The following is a 21,565-nucleotide window of genomic DNA, read 5'->3' on the forward strand; positions in this document are numbered from 1 at the left end:
TGTCGCCGGCACCCGGCTGGTCGTGAATTGCTCATGACCGCCTCCCCCGGCCCGGTCCGGCGGCATCCGGCAGGTCGAGGTCCATCGTGGCGGTGTCGTCGTCGAGGGCAGTGGGGTGTCCGAACAGCTTGAGCCAGATGAAGCCGACGACGCCGGCGGTGAGCGAGGCAACCAGGATCGCCATCTTCGACGCGTTGACGAGGGCGGGACTGCCGGCAAACGCCAGGTTGGTGATGAAGATCGACATGGTGAAGCCGATGCCGCCCAGGATGCCCGCGCCGGACACGTGGCGCCAGCTCAGGTCCAGCGGCAGGCGGCACAGGCCGAGCAGGACGGCGGCCAGGCAGGCGAGCATGATGCCGATGGGCTTGCCGAGCACGAGGCCGGCGACGATGCCCATGCTGTTGGGCGACGCCAGCTCCTCCATCCATCCGGCGCCGATCACGATCCCCGTATTGGCGAGCGCAAAGATCGGCAGGATCAGGAACGCGACGGGGAAGTGCAGCATGTGCTCCAGCCGGTGCGACGGCGAGGCGGCATCGTCCTCGGTGGCCGAATAGGGAATGGCGAACGCCAGCAGGACGCCCGCGATCGTCGCGTGCACGCCCGATTTGAGCATGAGGAACCACATCAGGGCGCCGCCGACCAGGTAGGGCGCCAGCGCGACGATGCGCAGCCGCTTGTTCATGAACAGCAGCACGGCGAACACGGCCAGCGCGCCGCCCAGGTAGGCCATGGACAGGCTGGCGGTATAGAAGAGGGCGATGACGACGATGGCGCCGAGATCGTCCATGACGGCGAGCGCGGTCAGGAACACCTTCAGCGAAGCCGGTACGCGTTTGCCCAGCAGGGCCAGCACGCCGAGGGCGAACGCGATGTCGGTCGCCATCGGAATCCCCATGCCGGGCTGGCTCGGCAAGCCCTGGTTCAGCATGAAGTGGATGAGCGCGGGCGCGGCGATGCCGCCGGCCGCGGCCAGGATCGGCAGCAGCGCGTTGCGCAGGTTCGACAGTTCGCCGCAGTACAGCTCGCGCTCGAGTTCCAGGCCGATGAGCAGGAAGAAGATCGCCATCAGCGCATCGTTGACCCAGAGTTCCACGCTCAAGCCGGCGACCTGCACATGCCAGAACTGCAGGTAGTCCGCACCGAACGGCGAATTCGCCAGCAGCAGCGATATGGCCGTGCAGGCGATCAGGACGATGCCTCCGGCTTTTTCGGATTCGAAGAAACGGTTGAATGTCTGCGATAGCGCGCGCTGGATGACTGTCATGCGATGTCCTCGGGGATGGTGTGATGCGTTTGCCGTGCGGCCGGGGAAGGAATGGCGGGGCGTGCAGGCCGGCCGACGCGGGTCCGCGGGCCGGGATGAAGCGATACGGTGCACGCGCCGGATGCCGGCGGCGGGAAATCGGGTACGGGGATGCCGTGCCTGGAGCGGATGTGTCCTTTGCCGGACACGACGTGAAATGGATGGCGGACCTTGTTCATGGGCGAGCGAATGACGCGCGGCGGCCCGACCTGACGCATCCCTGCCACACGACGATGTGTGCGCACCCGCTGCAAGTATAGTCGATTTGCCAAGGCAACGGGCTGTCCGGGACCCAGGCGTGCAATGCCGCACGCGACGGTGCCGCCGAGGACCGATGTTATAATAAACACACGTAAATTTGTCCAAATTATTGTTGGGCCGCGACGGTGCAACCATTCCTCCTGCGACGGTCCGCGCCGGCAAGCGCCGCACCGATGCGCGGCTGGGTTGTTCATGTGCCGTCCGCACGGTGCTCGAGAAAGGAACACGATGACAGATCCCTCGCCGAACGACGCCAACGGTTCCAGCCGACGCCGCTGGATACAGGTGAACCCGCCGGTGTTCTTCGTGTCGGCGGCGCTGATCCTGGCGTTCGCCGCCGCCGCCGCACTGTTCCCGCGACGCGTCGGCAGCCTGTTCGATGCGCTGCAGGCCGGCATCGTGCGCGATTTCGGCTGGTTCTATATCCTGTCGGTCGCGTTCTTCCTGATCTTCGTGATCTTCCTGATGATGAGCCGCTACGGTGACGTCAAGCTGGGGCCGGACGACAGCGAGCCGGAATACAGCTACCTGTCCTGGCTCGCCATGCTGTTCAGCGCCGGCATGGGCATCGGCCTGCTGTTCTTCGGCGTTGCCGAGCCCATCCAGCACTACGCGCAGCCGCCGACGGGCCCGGGGCGGACGATCGATTCCGCCCGCCATGCGATGGTGCTGACCTTCTTCCACTGGGGCCTGCATGCCTGGGCGATCTACATCGTCGTCGGGCTGGCGCTTGCCTACTTCGCGTTCCGGCGCGGCTTGCCGCTGACGCTCAGGTCGAGCCTGTTTCCGCTGATCGGCAACCGCATCCACGGACCGGCCGGCCACGCCATCGACATCTTCGCGGTACTCGGTACCATGTTCGGCGTGGCGACGTCGCTCGGCTTCGGCGTGCTGCAGGTGAATGCCGGCTTTGCGCACCTGTTCGGCCTGCCGGTGAACCCGCAGGTCCAGATCATCCTGATCGTGGTCATCACCGGCATGGCGACGCTGTCGGCCGGGACCGGGCTGGACAAGGGCGTGAAACGCCTGTCGGAGCTCAACATCATCCTGGCGATCGCACTGCTCCTGTTCGTCCTCGCGGTCGGATCGACCGTGTTCCTGCTCGAAGCCTATGTCCAGAACATCGGCACCTACCTGGGCGAAGTCGTGCAGCGCACCTTCCGCATGTATGCCTACGAGCCGAATGCATGGCTCGGTAAATGGACCTTGTTCTACTGGGGCTGGTGGATCTCGTGGTCGCCGTTCGTCGGCATGTTCATCGCGCGGATCTCGCGGGGACGCACGATCCGCCAGTTCGTCGGCGGCGTGCTGCTGGTGCCGACGCTGTTCACCTTCCTGTGGATGACCGTCTTCGGCAATACGGCGATCCGGCTCGACCTGGGCGGCGTCGCGCCCATCGTGCAGACCGTGGCGGACAACCTGCCGGTGGCGCTGTTCGAGGTCCTGGAGCAGCTGCCCCTGTCGCTGATCGCCTCGGGCCTTGCCACGCTGCTGGTCATCACGTTCTTCGTCACGTCCGCCGATTCGGGCGCGCTCGTCATCGACATGATCACGTCCGGCGCCGCACCCAATCCGCCGGTCTGGCAACGCATCTTCTGGGCGATCTGCGCCGGCCTGGTGGCGGCCGTGCTGCTGCTGGCGGGCGGCCTGCAGGCGCTGCAGACCGCCGCGCTGGCCAGCGCCTTGCCGTTCGCGGTGGTGATGCTGCTCATGTGCTACGGCTTGCTGCGCGCGCTGCAGACCGAGTCGGAAGGCACGTCGATCGACCTGTCGGTCGCCGCCGATGCGCCCCCGGCGGTGGGCCTGAGCTGGCAACAGCGCCTGGCCAGCATCACCAATTTCTACGACCAGCCGGAGATCGCGGCCTTCCTCGCCGGTCCCGCGCGCGACGCGCTCGACGCCGTGGCCGCGCAACTGCGGGAGAGCGGCCTGGTGCCGGAAATGACCGAGAGCGAAAAACGCCTCGACCTGAACGTGCCGCACGGCGACCGCGGCGTATTCCGCTACACGGTCCGCGCGCGCAGCTTCCGCGCGCCGAGTTTCGCCTGGGCCGAGACCGAGGGCAGGGACGCGGACAGCCGCCACTACCGGGCGATGGCCTACAGCTCCGAAGGCGACCAGCAGCACGACGTCACCGGCTACACGCGCGAGCAGCTGATCAACGACCTGCTGAACCGCTATGCCCGGTTCCGCCATGCGCGAAGGATGCCCTGATGCGCTCGATGCGGCGGTCGCGCGATGACAGGGCGGCAGCGGTTGCGCGGGGAGGCCCGGCATGACGCTCGATCTGCTCGTGGTCGCGGCAAAAAGCTTCCTGTTCGTGTTGTTCACGATGCTGCCGATCCTGAATCCGGCCGCAACGGCACCGATCTTCCTCAGCATGACCGAAGGCGCGCTGCCCGCCACCCGCGTCATGCTCGCCCGCCGTATCGCGCGCAACATGTTCTGGTTGATGACGGGTTCGATGCTGGTGGGGTCCTACGTCCTCGACTTCTTCGGCATCTCGCTTCCCATCGTCCGCATCGGCGGCGGTTTGATCCTGGCGTCCGTCGCGTGGCGCCTGCTGGGGGCGACGCCCGCCACGCAGGACAGCCGGGCGGCACTGGCCGAGGCGTTCACGTCCGACCATGCGCGCCGGCAAGCGTTCTATCCGCTGACGTTTCCGATCAGTTGCGGACCGGCCTCGATCTCGGTCGCCATCACGGTGGGCGTGACGCTGCATGACATCGAACTGGCGATTTCCCTGGCGCGGATGGGCGCCGCGCTCGTGGCGCTGGGCGTCATCGGGGTGCTGCTGTACCTGGCGTTTCGCTACGGCGAGCACTTCCTGCGCCTGATCGGCGAGGCGGGAACCGCCGTCTTCCTGCGCCTGACCGCATTCATTCTCCTGTGCCTGGGCGTGCAAATCGTGTGGGACGGCGTCCGCGAATTGATGATGGAACTCATGTCCATGTCCACGCAGCCCATGCTCCACGCGGCCTTGCGGTCCTGATCGATGCGTCGCTCGTCTTGCGATCGGAACGCTCTCTACCTGCCTGAAGGAGCGCCGTTCATCCGAATTCAGCGGCGCGCCGGCTGCGCGACGAAGGGCATACACTGACAAATAGGTCATCCGGGTGAGCGGATCTCGTCAGCTTGATCATGGCATTATCCGCGTTCGGTCAGCGGTGTACCCCTGTCCGCCTGTCGCCGCCATTTCTCCATCGGCAAGCGGCATTACCTTTCCGATCCAGGCTGCCGCACACGGATCGCCTTCCTTCGTTCTTCCACCGATTGATCTGACCCTCGACCACGTTCTCGGGGCGAGCACTCCGGCATTTCTGTTACGCGCGTGAGAATTCGATAGATTTCTCGGTGGAATGTATTTACACTAGTGTGACAAAGTTGAAATCCGATTCTGTGGCGCCGTCACAGTCGATGCGCCTGAAGAAAGCAAACAAAGAAATGATGTCGAAAACCGGTAAGGAAGATGATGTGCCGTACGCTGCCGGTGACGCGGAATTGTCCGATACGTGCACGACCAAGGAGGCAGCGGCTGCGCTTGGCGTGTCGCACCGGACGGTTCAACTGTGGGTCGAGGCGGGAAAGCTGAAAGCCTGGAAAACGGCGGGCGGCCATCGCCGCATCTCGCGCGTATCCCTGCACGCCATGCTGGGGGAGCGCAATGCGAGGGCGCCGGACGCCAGCACGCCTACCGCCGGGACGCCGTCGCCGGCAAGCACGCCTGCAGCCTCGCACCGGCCTCGGGTGGTGGTCGCGGAAGGGGACCAGACGCTCCTCGATCTGTGCACGCTCCAGATCAGGCTATGCAGCGCCAGGGCGGACGTCGTGGCGACCTCGAACGGATTCGAAGCCTTGCTCCGGATTGGCGAACGGGTGCCCGACCTGTTGATCTCTTCCTTGAACCTGCCCGGCCTGGACAGTTCCCGCATGATCCGGACGCTGCGCTCGACCGCGCCTTATACGGGGATGCGGATCGTGGTGCTCAGCGAACTCGACCACCATACGACCGCATCGATGGGCCTGCCGGACGACATCCCGGTGCTGCACAAGCCGATTGCCTTGAGCAATCTGGAACGCGTCGTCACCAAAATGTTGTCTTGACGACAGCGTCGTCATTCGGCGACAAAACTCACAAAAAATCACATTCTCGCTGACAATATTTCTCAGGATAAATATAATTTGTCTTGTGGACAGCAATCGCTCGCCACGTTTCCTGCCGCGCTCCGAACCCCCGATCGCTTCCATCGTCGTCCAGAATCTCCTGCCCCGCCGGGTGGCAGTGCTTTGTCATTCCTACGCTGAATCATGCTCGATAACATCACGATTTCGCCGTTCGTCCTGGCGGTACTCGCACTGGCCGCCACGTGCGCCCGCGCGGGCGAGGACGGCACGCAGCGGACCGTGCTGGCCGACCTGCCGCTCGAGCAGCTGATGCAGGTGCAGACCGTCACGTCGGCGTCGCGCTTCGAGCAGTCGCTGCGCGACGCGCCGTCGGCCGTTTCCGTCCTGACGGCGCAGGACATCCGCGAATACGGCTGGCGCACGCTGGCCGACGCGCTCGCCTCGCTGCCCGGACTCTATGTGTCGAGCGACCGCAACTACACCTACCTCGGCGCGCGCGGCTTCCTGCGCCCGGGCGACTACGACAGCCGCTTCCTGCTGCTGATCGACGGCGTGCGCGCCAACGACAATGTGTACGACCAGGCCGCGATCGGCAACGACGGCATGCTCGACATGGACCTGGTCGAGCGCATCGAGTACGTGCCGGGGCCGGGAGCGGCCGTGTACGGATCGAACGCGGTGTTCGGCGTGATCAACGTGGTGACCAGGTCCGGCAGCGCGCTGGGCGGCGTGCAGGCCGCGCAGTCGTTCGGCAGCCTGGGCGAGCGCCGTTCGCGCGTCAGCTACGGCTGGCATGCGCAGGACGGCAGCGATGCCGTGCTGTCGGCCAGCAGCTACCGGCGCCGCGGCGGCGACCTGTATTTCCCGGAGTTCGACGGCGAGGGCCGTGGAGCGGACGGCGTCGCGCATGGCCTGGACTGGGAACGCGCGACCAATCTGTTCGCCAAGCTGCACCGCGGCGACCTGACCTTCGGCGCCGGCTACGTCGACCGCAGCAAGGGCGTGCCGACGGCTTCCTTCGGCGCCGTGTTCGACACCCCCGACGCCACCCGCGACAGCAGGGCGTTCGCCAACCTGGACTACCAGGCGGCGCTGGCGCCCGCGCTGGACGTGGCGGCAAGCCTGTACTGGGGACGCTCGGACTACCTGGCCCACGGCCTGTACCCGAGCGAGGCGGGCGCCCCGCACGTCAACATCGACGGCGATCATGGCAGCTGGCACGGGATGCATGCCCATGCCAGTTATGCCGGCCTGGCCGGCCATCGCATCGTGGCGGGGATCGAGTGGAATCGCAACCGCCGGCGCGACCAGTTCAACTACGACATCGACCCGTATGCCGGCCTGCTGGACGACCGCCGCGGCGGCACGCGCAGGAGCGTCTTCGTCGAGGACGAGTGGCGCCTGGACGGCGCGACGATCGTCAACGCCGGCCTGCGCCACGACCGCGACAGCGAGGCGGGCATCCGTACCAGCCCGCGCATCGCCTTGATCCGCAACGTGACGCCCAGGGATACGGTGAAACTCATCTACGGCACGGCGTTCCGCGCGCCCAATGCCTACGAGCGCTATTACGCGCTCCCGGGTGCGGGCGGCCAGCAAGCCAACCCGGGCCTGCAGTCCGAAGACATCCATACGCGGGAACTGGTCTGGGAGCACAACCCGCACGCCCACGCCAAGTTGTCGGCGGTGCTGTTCAGCTACCGGATGCACGACCTGATCACGCAGACGGAGGATCCGGCGACAGGGCTGCTGCAATTCACCAATACCGAGCGCGCCCGTGCGCACGGCGTCGAGCTGGCGGGCGAGAACACCGATGCGCGCGGCGTGCGCATGCGCGCGAGCTACAGCTGGCAGCGCACGGCGGACAGCCTCGGGCGCGGCCTCGTGAATTCGCCGCGCCAGCTGCTCAAGGCCGGCGCCAGCGTGCCCTGGGCGCCGCTGAACGCCCGCCTGGCGGGGGAATGGCAGTGCGCGGGGCAGCGCCTGACCGAACATGCGCGCGTGGGCGGCTATTGCACCCTCAACGTCGTCCTGACGTCGATCGGCAGCCGCACGCAGGGCTGGAACTGGTCGGTCGGCGTCTACAACGCGGCCGATCGCGAGCATGCCGACCCGGCTGGGCCGGCGTTCGTCCAGGAAGCCATCGCGCGCGACGGACGCGCCCTCGTCGGCAAGCTGGAATATGGCTTCTGAAGTTCCGCCGATGCTTTCTTCCATGACCGCCGTGCTGCTGGCGCTGGGCATCGCCTGCTGTCCGCGCGCCGCGCTGGCCCAGAGCCAGGACGAGCAGCTCAAGGCCGCCTATATCGTCAACATCGCGCTGTTCACGACCTGGCCGCTGCCTGCGGCACCGGCCGGCGCGCTCGCCGTGTGCGCCAGCCCGGCGCACGGGCTGTGGGACAGCCTGCGCCAGCTGGATGGCCGCAACGTCAACGGACGCCGCTGGGCCACCGTCGATGCCCGGGGCGCGAAAGCCTGCGACATCGCGGTCATGGCGGGCGCCCACGCGCCGCGCAACCCGCCCGCGGACCCCGGCCCCACGCTGTTCGTGGTGGACGGCGCCGTGCCGGGCAGCTACGCGGGCGCGGTCGCCCTGGTCGAGGAATCCCAGCACGTCCGCTTCGACGTCGACACGCGCGAGGCGGCGCGTGCCGGCATCCGGTTCAGCTCGCGCCTGCTGCGGCTTGCGCGCAACGTCCGATGAGTCGGGCATCCATGCCAGCGCGCACGCCAGGACGGCGGCGCAGCGACCGCGCCACGATCTGGTCGACCGTGAGCACGGGCCAGGTCGTGGCCGTCGTCGTCGCCATGCTCGTCGCCGGCATCGTCGTCCTCGTCTACCAGTACGTACTGCTGCGCCAGGCCCAGCTCGACGAGGCGCGCGTGCAGGCCGGCATCATCGCCGACAACGTGACGGCCCCCCTGATGTTCTGCGACCGCGACGCCGCGGCCGAGATGCTGCGGCCGCTGCGCTACGCGGGCGACCTGGTCTCGGCGGCCGTGGACGACGCCGACGGCCGGCGCTTCGTCGGCTACGTGCCGCAGCGGGGGAGGGAGCCGGGGCCGCTCGCGGCGCTCCTGCCCGGCATGGCCGATGCCGTGCGCGTGAGCGCGCCCGTCGAGTATCGCGGTCGAAGGATCGGGAAGGTCGACCTGGTGGTCAGTACCGCCGGCGTGCGCGCCGCCATGCTGCACTACATGGCGTTCCTGGCGCTGACCGTCGCGGGCGCCGTCGCCCTCGTCATCCCGATCCTGCGCCGCACCCGCTCGCGCGTGGCGCAGGCCGAGCGCGAGCTCGACACGCTGGCCCATACGGACCCGGTCACCGGCTTGCCGAACCGCCGCGCCACCTACCTGCGCCTGGAGCGGGAAATGACGCGGCCGCACGGCGTCTTCGCGCTGCTGCTGATCGACCTCGACAACTTCAAGACCGTCAACGACACGGCCGGCCACGCCGCCGGCGACGAGCTGCTGCGCGCCGTGGCGAAAACCATCGGCGACGTGGTCGGCGACGGCGGCCTGGTGGGCCGCATCGGCGGCGACGAGTTCGCCGTCATCCTGGCGCCGGTCGCGCAGCGCCAGGCCGCCCTCGACGTGGCGCGCGCGATCGTCGGGGCGCTGTCCGTGCCCTTCGTGCTGGAGCATGGCGAAGTGCTGGCCACCGCCAGCATCGGCATGTGCGTGTATCCCGACGACGCCGCGAGCACGGCGGAACTGGTCAGCAGCGCGGACACGGCGCTCTACCGCGCCAAGCATGCCGGGCGCAACCAGGTCGTCGACTTCCGTCCGGAGATGACGCTGGCGGCCCAGCGGCGCGCCTGCATCGAGCGCGAACTGCGCAAGGCGATCGCCGCCGGGGCGCTGGAGGTGCACTACCAGCCGCAGTTCGAGAGCACCGGGCGGCGCGTCGTGGGCGTCGAGGCGCTGGTGCGCTGGAACCATCCCGACCTGGGCGCCGTGGCGCCGGCGGAGTTCATCCCCGTCGCCGAGGAAACCGGCATGATCGTCGCGCTGGGCACCTGGGTGCTGCGGCGCGCCTGCCGCGACGCGGCCGGGTGGCGGCGCGCCGGCCTGCCCGCGCTGAGCGTGGCCGTCAACGTGTCGGCCCGGCAGATGCGCGAGCCGGCGTTCGTCGCCGACGTACTGGAGGCACTGGCCGACAGCGGACTGCCGGCGGCGCATCTCGAACTGGAACTGACCGAAAGCATGCTGATGGAGAAGGTGGAAACCGCCATCGCCTTCATGCAGCAGATCCGCGCCGCCGGCGTCCGGCTGTCGATCGACGACTTCGGCACCGGCTACTCGTCGCTGGCCTACCTGCAGGCGTTCCCGATCAACCAGCTCAAGATCGACCGCAGCTTCGTGCGCCTGCTGCCGCGCGGCGGGGAAGCGACCGCCCGCGCCATCATCGCGCTGGCACGCGGCTTCGGCCTGACCGTGCTGGCCGAGGGCGTCGAGGAGCGCGCCCAGCTCGACTGGCTGCACGACGCCGGCTGCGAGTACGTGCAGGGCTTCCTGCTGGGCCGGCCGATGCCGGCCGACGCCCTGGCCGCGCTGCTCGCGCAGCGGACGGCGGCCTGAGACGCATCCCGCCTGCGCCCGGTCAGGAAACGGGCGACGCGCACGGCAGCGCCAGTGCATGGGCAACGCAGTGGCGCGCGCATCCTACAGGCTGGCGCTCCATCGTCCGATGTCCGGCGCCACGCACGGGTCTACCATCGCTACCGTCACCATTTCTTCCGACGGAGCATCCGATGATCGACAAACACGAAGGTAGTAAGCGGCCTCATGGCGAAACGGGCGATACCGTGCAGCAGGCGGCCGAGGTATCCCGGCCCACGTCCACGGCCGGGCGCGCCATCGACAGCGACAAGGTACCCCAGGCACCGCCGGGCAACGACCAGCAGGACGCCCCGCGCGCGAATACGGCGGGGAGGGAATGCGAGCGCGGCGATGCCGCGTCCGGGCAGCGGCCGTAGGGCCGCCGAGCCAGGGCGCGAGCGCACCGGCCGCGGATCGTCCCGCGCGGCAAGCGCATGCAGGATGTCGCGCAACAGTAACGCCCGCGATCGGCGTGCGTCAATATTGCGTCAGAGATGCGCAACCCCGACTTTCCCGCCATCGTCGACGGCATCCTGTACGGCACGGGCGCCGCCGGACATGCGGCGCCGCGCTTGCCTTGGGGCCGCGCCTTCAGGCGGAATAATCGGCCGCGGCGGCGCGCGCCGGCTGCTCCACGAAGGGCCGGCAGTCCACCGGCACGTCGATGAGGAAGGTCGTGCCGGTTTGCGGCGCGCTGTCCACGGACACGCTGCCGCCATGGCTGTCGGCCACGGCCTTCACGAAGGGCAGGCCGACGCCCCAGCCGTCGACGGCCGGCACGCCGGCCTCGCGGTGCAGGTAGTCGAAGATCCGTTCCTGCCGGTCCGCGGGGATCGGATTGCCGTCGTTGTGCACGCTGAGCATCAGCCGCCCCCGGGTTTCGCGCGCGACGATCCGGATCGTGCCGCCGTTGCCGTACTTGACCGCATTGTTGACGAGGTTCTCGACCGACCGGCGCAGCGAATCGCGGCACCAGAACCCCGTCACCGAATCGCTGTCCGCCTCGAAGCGGACATGCCGATCCGCGCCCTGGCGGTACTGTTCGCACACGTCGCCGACGAGGTCGCGCACGTCGAAACGCGTCAGCCGGAGCGGCATCTTCGCGGCTCCCTGGAAGGTGAGGGCGTCGAGCAGGTCGCTCATCATGGCCCGGAGCCGCGCGGAATTCTCTTCGATCCTGGATGCCGTCCTGCGCGCCACGTCCAGGTCGGGCGCGAGCGAAATCACCTGGGCGCCGTAATCGATGACGGCCAGCGGCGTGCGCATGTCGTGCGACAGCGCCGCGGCCACCTTGCGGCGCAGGTCTTCGTGGATCCGCGTGAACGTGCGTATCGCCTCGCGCGTGGCGGCGTTGATGGACTTGTCGATGATGGCCCAGTGCGTTTCCTCCAGCGCGATGCGGCCCTTCGTCTCGGCGGCGATCGCCTCGCGCAGGATCTGGTATTCGTGGATCACCTGGTCCGGACCGAACGGGGTCATGCGCGCCCGCTCGTCGCCATGGGCGGACGGCGACGTCGTCCCGCTGGCGCCGTGCCGGCGCGGGTGGTCCGGACTCAGGGCTTCCGCGATATTGTCGAGGAAGGCCGGCAGCGTATTGGTCAGCACGGGACGGAGCAAGTCGCCGGCGCCGTCCACGCGCGCGCGCACTTCGCGCTCCCAGCGGTCCATGACCGCGTCGCGTAGCGCAATGAACTGCAGGGCGACGGGGGAAAGCCCGCGGCCGTCGGATTGTTGGTCTGTTGCCAGGATCATGCCACACTCGAGGAAAAGCCGGCCGGCGTCGCGGCCCGCGATTGCGCCGACTGGCGCACATGTCCGTCGCGATGGGGTGCGAACGGACGAGAAAACTTGCCGGTAAATATTATAGCTCTACCGTATTTGCATGGCCCGGCAAGCCGCCGACGGAACAGGGATGTTGAACAAGCTTGTGGTGCCGTCGCCACGCCGGCCGGGAACGCGCTGGCCGCGTGCCCGTCAGGCGACGCGCCACGACTTCAGCGCCGCCAGGACGGTCAACAGTTCGGCCGGCTCGACCGGCTTGGCGACGTGCATCTGGAAGCCGCTCGTCAAAGCCCGCATCCGGTCCTGCACGCGCGCGTAGGCCGTCAGCGCCACCGCCGGGGTGGGCGCAAGTCCCAGCCGTGCCTCGCGCTGCCGTACCTCGGCGATGAACGCATACCCGTCCATGCCCGGCATCCCGATGTCGCTGACGATCATGTCGGGCTGGATGCCCTCCCACAGCAGCAGCGCTTCCTCGGCATTGCTCGCCGTCTCGACGACCGCGTGGGCACTGCCCAGGACGGAGGTCAGCATGCCGCGGGCATCCTCGTCGTCCTCCACCAGCAGCACGACGAGGCCGGACAAGCCGAACTGCTCGGTGTCCTGCGGCAGCGCGTAGTGGCCGGCCGCCTCGCGCTGCGGCGGCAGGGCACCGCCGTAGGCGAGCGGGGCGATGGGCAGGCTCACGGTGAACGACGCGCCCTTGCCGACGCCGTCGCTGTGGGCGCTGACGGTGCCGCCGTGCAGCTCGACGAGCTTCCTGACGATGGCCAGCCCGAGCCCGAGGCCGCCGTGCTTGCGGCTCGAGGACGAGTCGACCTGGGTAAAGCTGTCGAACACGCGCGGCAGGTAGTCGGGCGGGATGCCGGCGCCGTTGTCGGTGACGACGATCTGCACGTTCGAATGGTAACGCTGCAGCGCGAGATGGACGCGGCCGCCCTTGGGCGTGAACTTGACGGCGTTCGCCACCAGGTTCCAGACGATCTGTTGCAGCCGTTCCGGATCGCCCGAGATCGGCCCGGCCTTGGGATCGACCACGACCTGCAGGTCGACCGACTTGGCCAGCGCCGCCGGCCGCATGGCTTCGATCGCGCCCTCGACGGCCAGGTGGGGCGAGAACAGCTGCACGTTCAGCCGCAACTTGCCGCTGACGATGCGCGAGATGTCGAGCAGGTCCTCGACGATCTGGGCCTGGGCCCGGGCGTTGCGCTCGATGGTGGCGATGGCGCGTTCGGCCATCGCCGGCTTCAGCTTCCCCGACGTGAGCATCTGGGCCCAGCCGAGGATCGACGTCAGCGGCGTGCGCAGTTCGTGCGACACGGTTGCCAGGAACTGGTCCTTCGCCTCGCTGGCCTGCGCCGCTTCTTCGTACAGGCGCTGCTTTTCCACGGCATCCTGCTCGGCGCGGCGCCGGGCAAGCAGCGCCTCGCGATACAGGGTCGCCTTGTTCATGCCGATCGCCGCCTGCGCCGCCAGGGTTTCCACCAGCTTCTCGTGTTCCGGCCGGAAGACGCCCGCGTTTTCGTGGCCGAAGAACAGCCCGCCGATCACCTCGCCGTTGCCAAGCTTGACCGGCACCGCGAGGTAGGAACGGACGGGGAGGTGGCCGGCCGGCATGCCGTAGTGGGGCGCCAATTTGCCGTAGCGCGGATCGCGGCGGATGTCGTCGCTGCGGATCGTGCCTTCCCCGCTGAACGTGGGGCCGAACAAATGCGTGTTGCGGGGCAGGGGGAACTGCGAGAAGTGCTCCTTGGGTACCCCGGCGATCGTGTACAGCGTGTACGACTCGCCCGCTTCGTCGCGCACGTTGTAGAAGAACGCGCCGAACTGCGCCCCGGTCAGGCGCGTGGCCGTATCGGTGACGGCCTGGACGATCTTCTCGTGGTCGAGCTCCTGCAGGATCAGCAGGCCGATCTCGTGCATGGCCTCGCGGATACTGTCCTGTTCGCGTTGCGGCCGGGCGTCCATCACTTCGATGACGGTGCCGACCACGCCGTCGTCGCGGTGGATCGGGCTGGCGGTGAACGTGACAGGGTAGAGCGTTCCATCCTTGTGGACGAACACTTCCTTGCCGCGCTCCTGCATGTTCGTCGGCGCCGCCCGGTCGATCGGGCATTCGGCCAGCGGATAATGGCTGCCGTCCGGCCGGGTATGGTGCACGAAGTCGTGCAGCGGCGCCCCCTGGACCTCCGCCAGCGTGTAGCCGGTAAGCCGCTCCGCCGCCGGGTTCATGTACACGCAATGCTGGCGGTCGTCCATGATGAACAACGGCGCCGTCGCGTTATTGCAGAGATCTTGCAGATCAACAATCTTTCCTGGGACAAGGTGCACCACGCAAATGACGAAAGTGCTGGATTTTACCTTTTCCTGAACGGGGACGTACGCGGCGCGTGCACGGCGGCCGGCAGCGAAACCCAGGTGCCATGCGGCTTCCAGCCCAGGGGGCACGGCAGTTCAGGACTGCGCCTGCCGCCGCGCCGTGGTGCCGCGTCAGGCCGGGCCGTGACGGAAAACGAACTGCAAGATCGCTTCGATACGCCGTTCCGTCTGTTCCGGTGTGATCTGTGCCTCGAGGCCCAGCGCCAGGTTGCGCTGGCGTTCGGCCGCCGCCATGATCAAGGCAAGGTCGGCCATCAGCGACGGATCGCCGGCGGCGATATATCCCTTCCTTTGCATGCGTTCCATCCAGGCCGCCAACTGCTGCTTGCCCTGTTCTTCGCGGGCGCGGTAGTAGGCGGCGCCGATGGCCGGGTAGCGGCTGCGCTCGCGGATCGCCATGACATAAATGCCGACGGCCTGGGGCCCGCTGGCGAAGGCGACCCACTCCCTCAGGAAGCACGCAAGGACGTCGCGGGCATCGGCGGCGTTCGCCACCGGCGCGTCGAGGCGCGTCGTGGCCACCTGGATGCCGCGCCGGATGAGATGGGTGATCAGTTCCTCCTTGCTTTCGACGACCGTGTACACGGTGCGCTTCGATATCCGGGCGCGCTGCGCCAGCTCGCTGACGCTGAAGTCGGCATCGGCGGCCTGCTCTTCGAGGATGTCGATGGCCGCCTGGATCAAGCGATCCAGCAGTTCCTTCGGACAATTGGTGACCGGTCGCCCGGCCTTGGGTTGCTGTTCCGTCATCGTGATGCTCAGCCTTTCGAGGCGTATTGTTAAAATTGATTTGGAAACCGTGCGGTTTACAAATTCGTCTCCCGTGGCTATCATACATGGCAATCAATTCATGAAGGATCCACGTGTCGAACTCTACTAGCTCAAGGGGACTGTTGACAGTCACTGGAGCGATTTTCATTCTTCTCGGCCTGGTATTGACAGGCGGAGGCGCCTACCTCGCGAGCCTCGGCGGCTCGCTCTACTACCTTGTCGCCGGCATCGGCCTGCTCGCCACGGGCGTGCTCGTGTTCCGGGGCCGCCGCGCGGCGCTGGGCCTCCTGTCCGCGATCCTCGTCGTGACCGTCGTCTGGTCCGTGATCGAAGTTAAATTTGACTGGTGGCAACTGTTGCCGCGTCTCGATATCTGGTTCGCCGCCGCCGTCTGGCTGCTGCTGCCCTTCGTCGATCGCCGTCTCGGTAAACAAGAGGGCGCCGCCGACGTCGGCCGCAAGGCGTTGTTCGGCGCGGTCGCCGTGACGCTGCTGGTTGGCGTGGTCGCGCTGTTCCAGGACTACCACGACATGCATGGCGAGGTGCCAGCCGAAAACATGGCGGCAACCGGCGAGGCCGATGCCGCCGGCGTCGCCCCCAACGACTGGTCCGCCTACGGCCGTTCCGGCCATGGCGACCGCTATGCGCCGGCCGCGCAGATCACCCCGGCCAACGTGGGCCAGTTGAAGCAGGCGTGGAGCTTCCACACGGGCGACTTCAAGGGCGCGGGCGACCCGGGCGAAATCGCCAACGAAGTCACGCCGATCAAGGTGAACGGCATGCTCTACATGTGCACGCCGCACAATATCGTCATCGCGCTGGACCCGGACACGGGCAAGGAAATCTGGCGCCACGATCCCAAGATCAACCGCGACGCCAAGCGCTACCAGCACATGATCTGCCGCGGCGTGTCGTACTGGGACGTGAATGCCCCGTCGCCGGGCGGTACGCCGAGCGCGCCGGCGGCCGATGCGGCCGCCATGGAATGCCCGCGCCGCATCTTCGCGCCGACCATGGACGGCACCCTCATCGCCGTCGACGCCGATACGGGCGCGGCCTGCAAGTCGTTCGGCGACAACGGCGTCGTGGACCTGTACAAGGGCCACCCCGTCAAGACCCGCGGCATGCTGATGCCCACCTCGCCGCCGACCGTGTCGCAGCACATGCTGGTGATGGCGGCCAGCGTGACCGACAACGACTCGACCAACGAGCCGTCCGGCGTGATCCGCGGCTACGACCCCGTCACCGGCAAGCTGGTGTGGAACTGGGATCCGGCGCGCCCGGACGAAACCAATCCGCTGACCGAGGGCCAGACCTATGTCCGCAACTCGCCCAATTCCTGGGGCGTGTCGAGCGTCGACGAAAAACTGGGCATGGTCTATATCCCGATGGGCAACGAGACCCCGGACACCTGGGGCGGCAAGCGCAACAAGAACGGCGAACGCTTCAACAGCGCCATCGTGGCGCTCGACGTGGCGACCGGCAAGCTGCGCTGGGTCTACCAGACCGTGCACCATGACATCTGGGACATGGACATCGGCGGGCAGCCGACCCTGGTCGACATCGATACCCCGCGCGGCAAGGTGCCGTCCGTCGTGGCCACCACCAAGACCGGCAACATCTTCGTGATCGACCGCCGCGACGGCTCGCTGGTGGTGCCGGCGCCGGAAAAACCGGTGCCGACCGACCACGTCGCCGCCGGCGACAAGCTGTCGCCGACCCAGCCGTTCTCGGCCCTGAGCTTCCTGCCGGACCGCCCGATCCAGGAGACCGACATGTGGGGCACCACGCCGTTCGACCAGCTGGCGTGCCGCATCATCTTCAAGAACCACCGCTACCAGGGACCGTTCACGCCGCAGACCGTGGGCGAGGAAGGCAAGGGAGCCATCATTTCCCCTGGCCCGCTGGGCATCTTCGAATGGGGCGGCGCTACCGTCGATCCGGTCCGCCAGCTGCTGATCGTCAACCCGGACTACATGGGGTTCCAGGAACGCCTGGTGCCGCGCGCCAAGGCCAACGCCGCCGGCGGCTCCGGTACCGAGATGGGCCTGCAGCCGCAGACCGGCATCCCGTTCGCCGTCGAGATCAGCCCCTTCCTGTCGCCGCTGGGCTTCCCGTGCCAGGCGCCGCCCTGGGGCTATGTGGCCGCGGTCGACCTCAAGACCATGAAGAAGGTGTGGATGCACAAGAACGGCACCACGCGCGACAGCGCCCCGGTTCCGATCGCGCTGCCGCTGGGCGTGCCCAGCCTGGCGGGCATGATGACCACCGGCGGCGGCGTGACCTTCCTGAGCGGCACGCTCGACTACTACCTGCGCGGCTACGACGTCCGCAACGGCAAGGAGATCTGGAAAGCACGCCTGCCGGCAGGCGGCCAGGCCACGCCGATGAGCTATGTGTCCGACAAGACGGGCAAGCAATACGTCGTGGTCATGGCCGGCGGTCACGGTTCGCTCGGCACCAAGATGGGCGACGAAATGGTGGCATTCGCCCTGCCGGACGGCGTCGCGCCCGCTGCCAGGACGGCCAGGGCGCACCAGGCGCAGTAGGCGTCCAGCGCGACGGACCGGTTCCGCGCGCAGTGCCGGGCAGGCCTCACGGGCCTGCCCGGCAACCCGATGCGCCCGAGCAGATCGACTACCCAGGATCATTGCGGCCGCGCCGCTGTGCGCGGACCGCTACATTATTGAAAGAAAACATTATGAATATCATTCCAAGCAAGACCGTGATCGCCGCGGCGATCGCTACCGCCGCCTTCGGCATGCTGGCCACGCAGGCCGCCTCCGCCACCGACCTGAACACCAGCCCCTACCTGCTGGGCGACTGGAACGGCCAGCGTACCCGCCTGGCCGAACAAGGCGTCAAGTTCGACCTCGGCTACGTCTCCGAAATCGCCAGCAATACCACGGGCGGCACCGACCACAAGACGCGCAACAGCGACCAATGGCGTTTCGGGACCACGCTCGACCTGGACAAGCTGCTGGGCTGGCATGGCGGCACCTTCTATATCGACATCACCGACCGCAACGGCCATAACCTGGATACCGACGCCGGCCTGGGCAACTTCCAGCAGGTGCAGGAAGTCTACGGCCGCGGCCAGACCTGGCGCCTGACCAATTTCTACCTGCAGCAGTCCTTGCTGAACGACCGGCTGCGGCTGAAGTTCGGCCGCATGACCATCGGCACCGACTTCGCCAACTTCAGCTGCGACTTCCAGAACCTGACCTTCTGCGGCGCGCAGCCCGGCAACATCGTCGGCAGCTACTGGGCCAACTGGCCCGTCAGCGTGTGGGCCGCCGTCGCCAAGCTGAATACCTCGGCCACCACCTACCTGCAGGTGGGCGCGTACCAGGTCGATCCGACCTACCTGAATGACGAAGACACCCGGCACCGCGGGCTGTACCCGAACAATCCGCATGGCACGACCGGCGCCCTGATCCCCGTCGAGTTCGGCTGGCTGCCCAGCGTGAACGGCCTGCCCGGCAGCTACAAGGTCGGCGCCTGGTACAACACGTCCGACAGCGCGGACCTGATGCTGGACCAGAACCGCCAGCCGCTCGGCAGCAGCGACGCGGTCGCGCTGCGGCGCGACGGCGCCTACGGCGGCTACGTCAGCATCCAGCAGCAAGTGACGGGCAGCGCCGGCGGCAAGGGCATGACCCTGTTCCTGAACGCCTCGCAGGCGGACAAGTTCACGGCCGCCACCGACAGCCAGGTGGCCGTCGGCATGCAATACAAGGGCCTGTTCGACCGTCCGCGCGACATGATCGGCGTGGCCGTCGGCGCGACCCACGGCAACGGCCGCTACGCCAACCACCAGCGCTTCGTCAACGGCCTGCACCCGGACGCGGCGACGGTCGTCAACGACGGCTACGAATACGCCACCGAGGTGTACTACGCCTGGTCGCCGATTCCGTCGCTGAGCATTCGTCCGAACGTCCAGTTCATCAAGCACCCCGGCGGCACGTCCGCGAATTCGGACGTCGTGGTCCTCGGGCTGAAGAGCCTCGTGACGTTCTGATCCCGGGCGGCCCCGGCATTGCCGACGTCGACCCGGTGCTGGGCCAGGGCAGGGTGGCCGGCCGGGCGATCCTGCAGGACGTCGGCAGGGACATGCCGCTGCGCAGCGATGCCGCCGGACGTCCCGCCGAGGACGCCGGCGACCGGGGCCCGGCCGGGTCCCGGTAATCCCGGCTAGGCCATGCCGCGCGCGGCGAGGGCGGCGTTGATTTCCTGCGCGGCCTGGCGCAGGAGCGGCAGGTTGTCGTTCAACATGTGTTCGCGCGAATTCGCCTGCACATGGCCGGCGACGTTCATCGCGGCGACGGTGCGCCCGTGGCGGTCGACGACCGGCACGGCGATCGCCGTCAATCCCAGCTCCAGTTCGCCGGCCGTGTAGGCGTAGCCGTTCGCCCGCACTTCCATGATCGTGGCCGCCAGGCGCGCATGGTCGGTACGCGTGGGGTGGGCATGTTCGGCCTGCGCGCAGCGCGCCAGGGCCGGACCCAGCTGGGCGTCGTCCAGGCCGGCCAGCAGCACCCGTCCCGTCGCCGTCGCCCAGGCCGGCAAGCGGGCGCCGATGGCCAGGTTCACCGAAATGATCTTCCTGGTCGACGCGCGCGCCGTGTACACCACTTCCACGTCGTCCAGCACGCAGACCGAGCAGGACTCGTTGGTCTTTTCCGCCAGGTCGACCACATAGTGCTCGACGATTTCCGAAAACGACAGGCCCGACAGGTAGGCATAGCCGAGCTGCATCACCTTCGGGCTGAGGCGGTAGCCGCGCACGTCCGCCTGCACGTAGCCGAGGTGGACCAGGGTGCCGAGCAGGCGGCGCGCCGATGCCCGGCTGATGCCGACCGCCTCCGCCACTTCCGCCAGCGAACGTACCGGCTTGGCCGCGTCGAAGGCGCGGATGACGGCCAGGCCGCGCGCGAACGCGTCCACGTACAGCTCCGGGTCCGGGCGCTTCTCTTCCTTCATGATCGTTGACCTTGCTCGATGTGGGGCCTAGAATGAATTCGTAAAGCGAACGCACGTTCGCTTAGCGAACAAAGATTATCAGAGGTGCCATACCGTGGTCAATCCCTACTTTTCCATGCTGCGCCAGCAGAGCGAATACGCCGGCGTGAGCCATGCGGCGGTCGGCGACCCCGGGGCGCCCGTGCTCGTCCTCGCGAATTCCCTGGGCACCAACCGCCGCCTGTGGAGCGGACAGGTGGGCGACTGGGCGCGCGACCATCGCATCGTCTGTTTCGATTATCCCGGCCATGGCAGCCCGGTCTGGCGCGAAACGCCGTCGATCCGCGCCATCGCCGCGCGGCTCGCGCGGCTGCTCGACCACCTCGACGTGGAACGCTACGCGTTCTGCGGCTTGTCGATGGGCGGCGCCGTGGGCATGGAGCTGGCGGCCCTGCATGGCGCCCGCCTGCAGCGGCTGGTGTTGAGCAATACCGCGGCCAGCTTCGGCGACCCCGCGTTCTGGACGGCGCGCGGCGCGACGGCGGTCGACGCCGGCGTGGCCGCGCTGGCCGACGCCACGCTCGCGCGCTGGTTCACGCCCGCCTTCGCCGCCGACAACCCGTCCGTCGTCGCGTTCTACCGCGCGATGCTGTGCGCGACGGAGCCGTCCGGCTACCGCTGGTGCTGCAACGCGATCCGCGACTTCGATTTCCGCGACCGCCTGGCGGCCATCCGCCAGCCGACCCTCGTGATCGCCGGCGCCCACGACGCGGCCACGCCGCCGGCGCAGGGAAGGGAACTCGCCGCCGCCCTCGAGGGCGGCGACTACATCGAACTCGATGCCGCCCACCTCGGCAATGCCGGCGCCGCGCCGGCCTTCACGGCGGCGGTGCGCGCCTTCCTCGCCGACGCGGCGCAACCACCCACCCTGGCAGGGAGCCACGACCTTGGGCAGCAATGACGACATCCGCGCAGCATGCATCGACGTACTCGACCGGTTCATGGAGGCGCTCAACCGCTACGATGCGGCGGGCATGGACGCGACCATGCACTTTCCCCACCTGCGCCTGGCGGACGGCAAGTTCACCGTGTACGAGGCGCCGGGCTGCAATCCGATGGACCTGTTCGACCGCCTCCGGAAAGAGGACGACTGGAAGTACAGCCGCTGGGAACGGCGCGACCTGGTGCAGCACAACGGCGACAAGGCGCACGTCGCCCTCAGCTATACCCGCTACCGTGACGACGATTCCGTGATCGGAGTCTATGACTCGTTGTACATTATTACGCGCGTCGGCGGCCGCTGGGGCATCCAGGTCCGTTCCAGCTTCGGTCCCTGAGCCGCCCGCCGCTTTCCCCAAGCGCGGCGCATACGACAGC

Annotated in this window: 16 protein-coding genes; 11 read left to right on the forward strand and 5 right to left on the reverse strand. The window is 67.9% G+C overall.

The features are described 5' to 3' along the window. Positions 1-31 precede the first annotated feature (31 nt). Positions 32-1,270: a Na+/H+ antiporter NhaA gene (gene nhaA / locus QPK32_RS18150; protein WP_290414194.1), complete on the reverse strand. Its 1,239-nt coding sequence runs from the start codon at positions 1,268-1,270 to the stop codon at positions 32-34. Between the two features lie 528 nt (positions 1,271-1,798). Here nhaA and QPK32_RS18155 point away from each other — a divergent pair. The 7 genes from QPK32_RS18155 to QPK32_RS18185 all read left to right on the forward strand — a co-directional run bounded on the left by QPK32_RS18155 (position 1,799) and on the right by QPK32_RS18185 (position 10,674). Next, positions 1,799-3,784 (forward strand): BCCT family transporter, encoded by a 1,986-nt coding sequence (locus tag QPK32_RS18155; RefSeq protein ID WP_290414195.1) that lies wholly within the window; start codon positions 1,799-1,801, stop codon positions 3,782-3,784. A gap of 61 nt (positions 3,785-3,845) precedes the next feature. Beyond that, positions 3,846-4,562: a MarC family protein gene (locus QPK32_RS18160; RefSeq protein ID WP_290414196.1), complete on the forward strand. Its 717-nt coding sequence runs from the start codon at positions 3,846-3,848 to the stop codon at positions 4,560-4,562. Positions 4,563-4,987: 425 nt separating this feature from the next. After that, positions 4,988-5,674, forward strand: coding sequence for a helix-turn-helix domain-containing protein (locus QPK32_RS18165; protein ID WP_290414197.1), 687 nt, complete (start codon positions 4,988-4,990; stop codon positions 5,672-5,674). Positions 5,675-5,878: 204 nt separating this feature from the next. Continuing rightward, entirely contained in the window at positions 5,879-7,888 is a 2,010-nt protein-coding gene (locus QPK32_RS18170; protein WP_290414198.1) for a TonB-dependent siderophore receptor, read from the forward strand. A 10-nt stretch (positions 7,889-7,898) separates the two neighbouring features. Next, complete coding sequence (locus tag QPK32_RS18175) at positions 7,899-8,399, forward strand: YfiR family protein (RefSeq protein WP_290414199.1); 501 nt, start codon at positions 7,899-7,901, stop codon at positions 8,397-8,399. An 11-nt stretch (positions 8,400-8,410) separates the two neighbouring features. After that, positions 8,411-10,276, forward strand: a complete 1,866-nt coding sequence (locus tag QPK32_RS18180) for a bifunctional diguanylate cyclase/phosphodiesterase (RefSeq protein WP_290414200.1) — start codon at positions 8,411-8,413, stop codon at positions 10,274-10,276. Between the two features lie 173 nt (positions 10,277-10,449). Further along, positions 10,450-10,674, forward strand: a complete 225-nt coding sequence (locus QPK32_RS18185) for a hypothetical protein (RefSeq protein ID WP_290414201.1) — start codon at positions 10,450-10,452, stop codon at positions 10,672-10,674. 214 nt (positions 10,675-10,888) lie between these two features. Here the strand turns inward: QPK32_RS18185 and QPK32_RS18190 are convergent, their stop codons facing one another. From QPK32_RS18190 to QPK32_RS18200, 3 genes are all read right to left on the reverse strand, one after another. Further along, a complete protein-coding gene (locus QPK32_RS18190) occupies positions 10,889-12,049 on the reverse strand; it encodes a sensor histidine kinase KdpD (RefSeq protein ID WP_290414202.1) in 1,161 nt (386 codons plus the stop codon). 222 nt (positions 12,050-12,271) lie between these two features. Continuing rightward, entirely contained in the window at positions 12,272-14,524 is a 2,253-nt protein-coding gene (locus QPK32_RS18195; protein ID WP_374046764.1) for an ATP-binding protein, read from the reverse strand. Between the two features lie 42 nt (positions 14,525-14,566). After that, positions 14,567-15,205, reverse strand: a complete 639-nt coding sequence (locus QPK32_RS18200; protein WP_290414203.1) for a TetR/AcrR family transcriptional regulator — start codon at positions 15,203-15,205, stop codon at positions 14,567-14,569. 143 nt (positions 15,206-15,348) lie between these two features. Between QPK32_RS18200 and QPK32_RS18205 the strand changes: the two genes are divergently transcribed. After that, positions 15,349-17,775 carry a membrane-bound PQQ-dependent dehydrogenase, glucose/quinate/shikimate family gene (locus QPK32_RS18205; RefSeq protein ID WP_290414204.1) on the forward strand — a complete coding sequence of 809 codons (2,427 nt, stop codon included), beginning with the start codon at positions 15,349-15,351 and terminating at the stop codon, positions 17,773-17,775. A gap of 152 nt (positions 17,776-17,927) precedes the next feature. Next, the gene (locus QPK32_RS18210) at positions 17,928-19,247 is read left to right on the forward strand and encodes a carbohydrate porin (protein WP_290414205.1); all 1,320 of its coding nucleotides are present in this window, start codon (positions 17,928-17,930) and stop codon (positions 19,245-19,247) included. Positions 19,248-19,420: 173 nt separating this feature from the next. On the opposite strand, the gene QPK32_RS18215 is transcribed toward QPK32_RS18210, so the two are convergent. Then, the gene (locus QPK32_RS18215; protein WP_290414206.1) at positions 19,421-20,209 is read right to left on the reverse strand and encodes an IclR family transcriptional regulator C-terminal domain-containing protein; all 789 of its coding nucleotides are present in this window, start codon (positions 20,207-20,209) and stop codon (positions 19,421-19,423) included. A gap of 94 nt (positions 20,210-20,303) precedes the next feature. Between QPK32_RS18215 and pcaD the strand changes: the two genes are divergently transcribed. Both pcaD and QPK32_RS18225 read left to right on the forward strand, forming a co-directional pair. After that, on the forward strand, positions 20,304-21,149 hold the full coding sequence (pcaD, locus tag QPK32_RS18220) for a 3-oxoadipate enol-lactonase (RefSeq protein ID WP_290414207.1): 846 nt from the start codon (positions 20,304-20,306) through the stop codon (positions 21,147-21,149). Beyond that, entirely contained in the window at positions 21,136-21,525 is a 390-nt protein-coding gene (locus QPK32_RS18225) for a hypothetical protein (RefSeq protein WP_290414208.1), read from the forward strand. The genes pcaD and QPK32_RS18225 overlap by 14 nt, the downstream gene beginning before the upstream one ends. Positions 21,526-21,565 lie beyond the last annotated feature (40 nt).

Origin of the sequence: Massilia sp. YIM B02763, from assembly GCF_030412015.1 — a bacterium.
In the GTDB taxonomy this organism is placed as follows: domain Bacteria; phylum Pseudomonadota; class Gammaproteobacteria; order Burkholderiales; family Burkholderiaceae_D; genus Telluria.

Bases quoted from the DNA above. Each gene is read 5' to 3' on its own strand.
- nhaA (WP_290414194.1), bottom strand. From the start codon at position 1,270: ATGACAGTCATCCAGCGCGCGCTATCGCAGACATTCAACCGTTTCTTC.
- QPK32_RS18180 (WP_290414200.1), top strand. From the start codon at position 8,411: ATGCCAGCGCGCACGCCAGGACGGCGGCGCAGCGACCGCGCCACGATC.
- QPK32_RS18215 (WP_290414206.1), bottom strand. From the start codon at position 20,209: ATGAAGGAAGAGAAGCGCCCGGACCCGGAGCTGTACGTGGACGCGTTC.
- QPK32_RS18190 (WP_290414202.1), bottom strand. From the start codon at position 12,049: ATGATCCTGGCAACAGACCAACAATCCGACGGCCGCGGGCTTTCCCCC.
- QPK32_RS18165 (WP_290414197.1), top strand. From the start codon at position 4,988: ATGCGCCTGAAGAAAGCAAACAAAGAAATGATGTCGAAAACCGGTAAG.
- QPK32_RS18170 (WP_290414198.1), top strand. From the start codon at position 5,879: ATGCTCGATAACATCACGATTTCGCCGTTCGTCCTGGCGGTACTCGCA.
- QPK32_RS18210 (WP_290414205.1), top strand. From the start codon at position 17,928: ATGAATATCATTCCAAGCAAGACCGTGATCGCCGCGGCGATCGCTACC.
- QPK32_RS18175 (WP_290414199.1), top strand. From the start codon at position 7,899: ATGCTTTCTTCCATGACCGCCGTGCTGCTGGCGCTGGGCATCGCCTGC.
- QPK32_RS18185 (WP_290414201.1), top strand. From the start codon at position 10,450: ATGATCGACAAACACGAAGGTAGTAAGCGGCCTCATGGCGAAACGGGC.
- QPK32_RS18155 (WP_290414195.1), top strand. From the start codon at position 1,799: ATGACAGATCCCTCGCCGAACGACGCCAACGGTTCCAGCCGACGCCGC.
- QPK32_RS18160 (WP_290414196.1), top strand. From the start codon at position 3,846: ATGACGCTCGATCTGCTCGTGGTCGCGGCAAAAAGCTTCCTGTTCGTG.
- QPK32_RS18200 (WP_290414203.1), bottom strand. From the start codon at position 15,205: ATGACGGAACAGCAACCCAAGGCCGGGCGACCGGTCACCAATTGTCCG.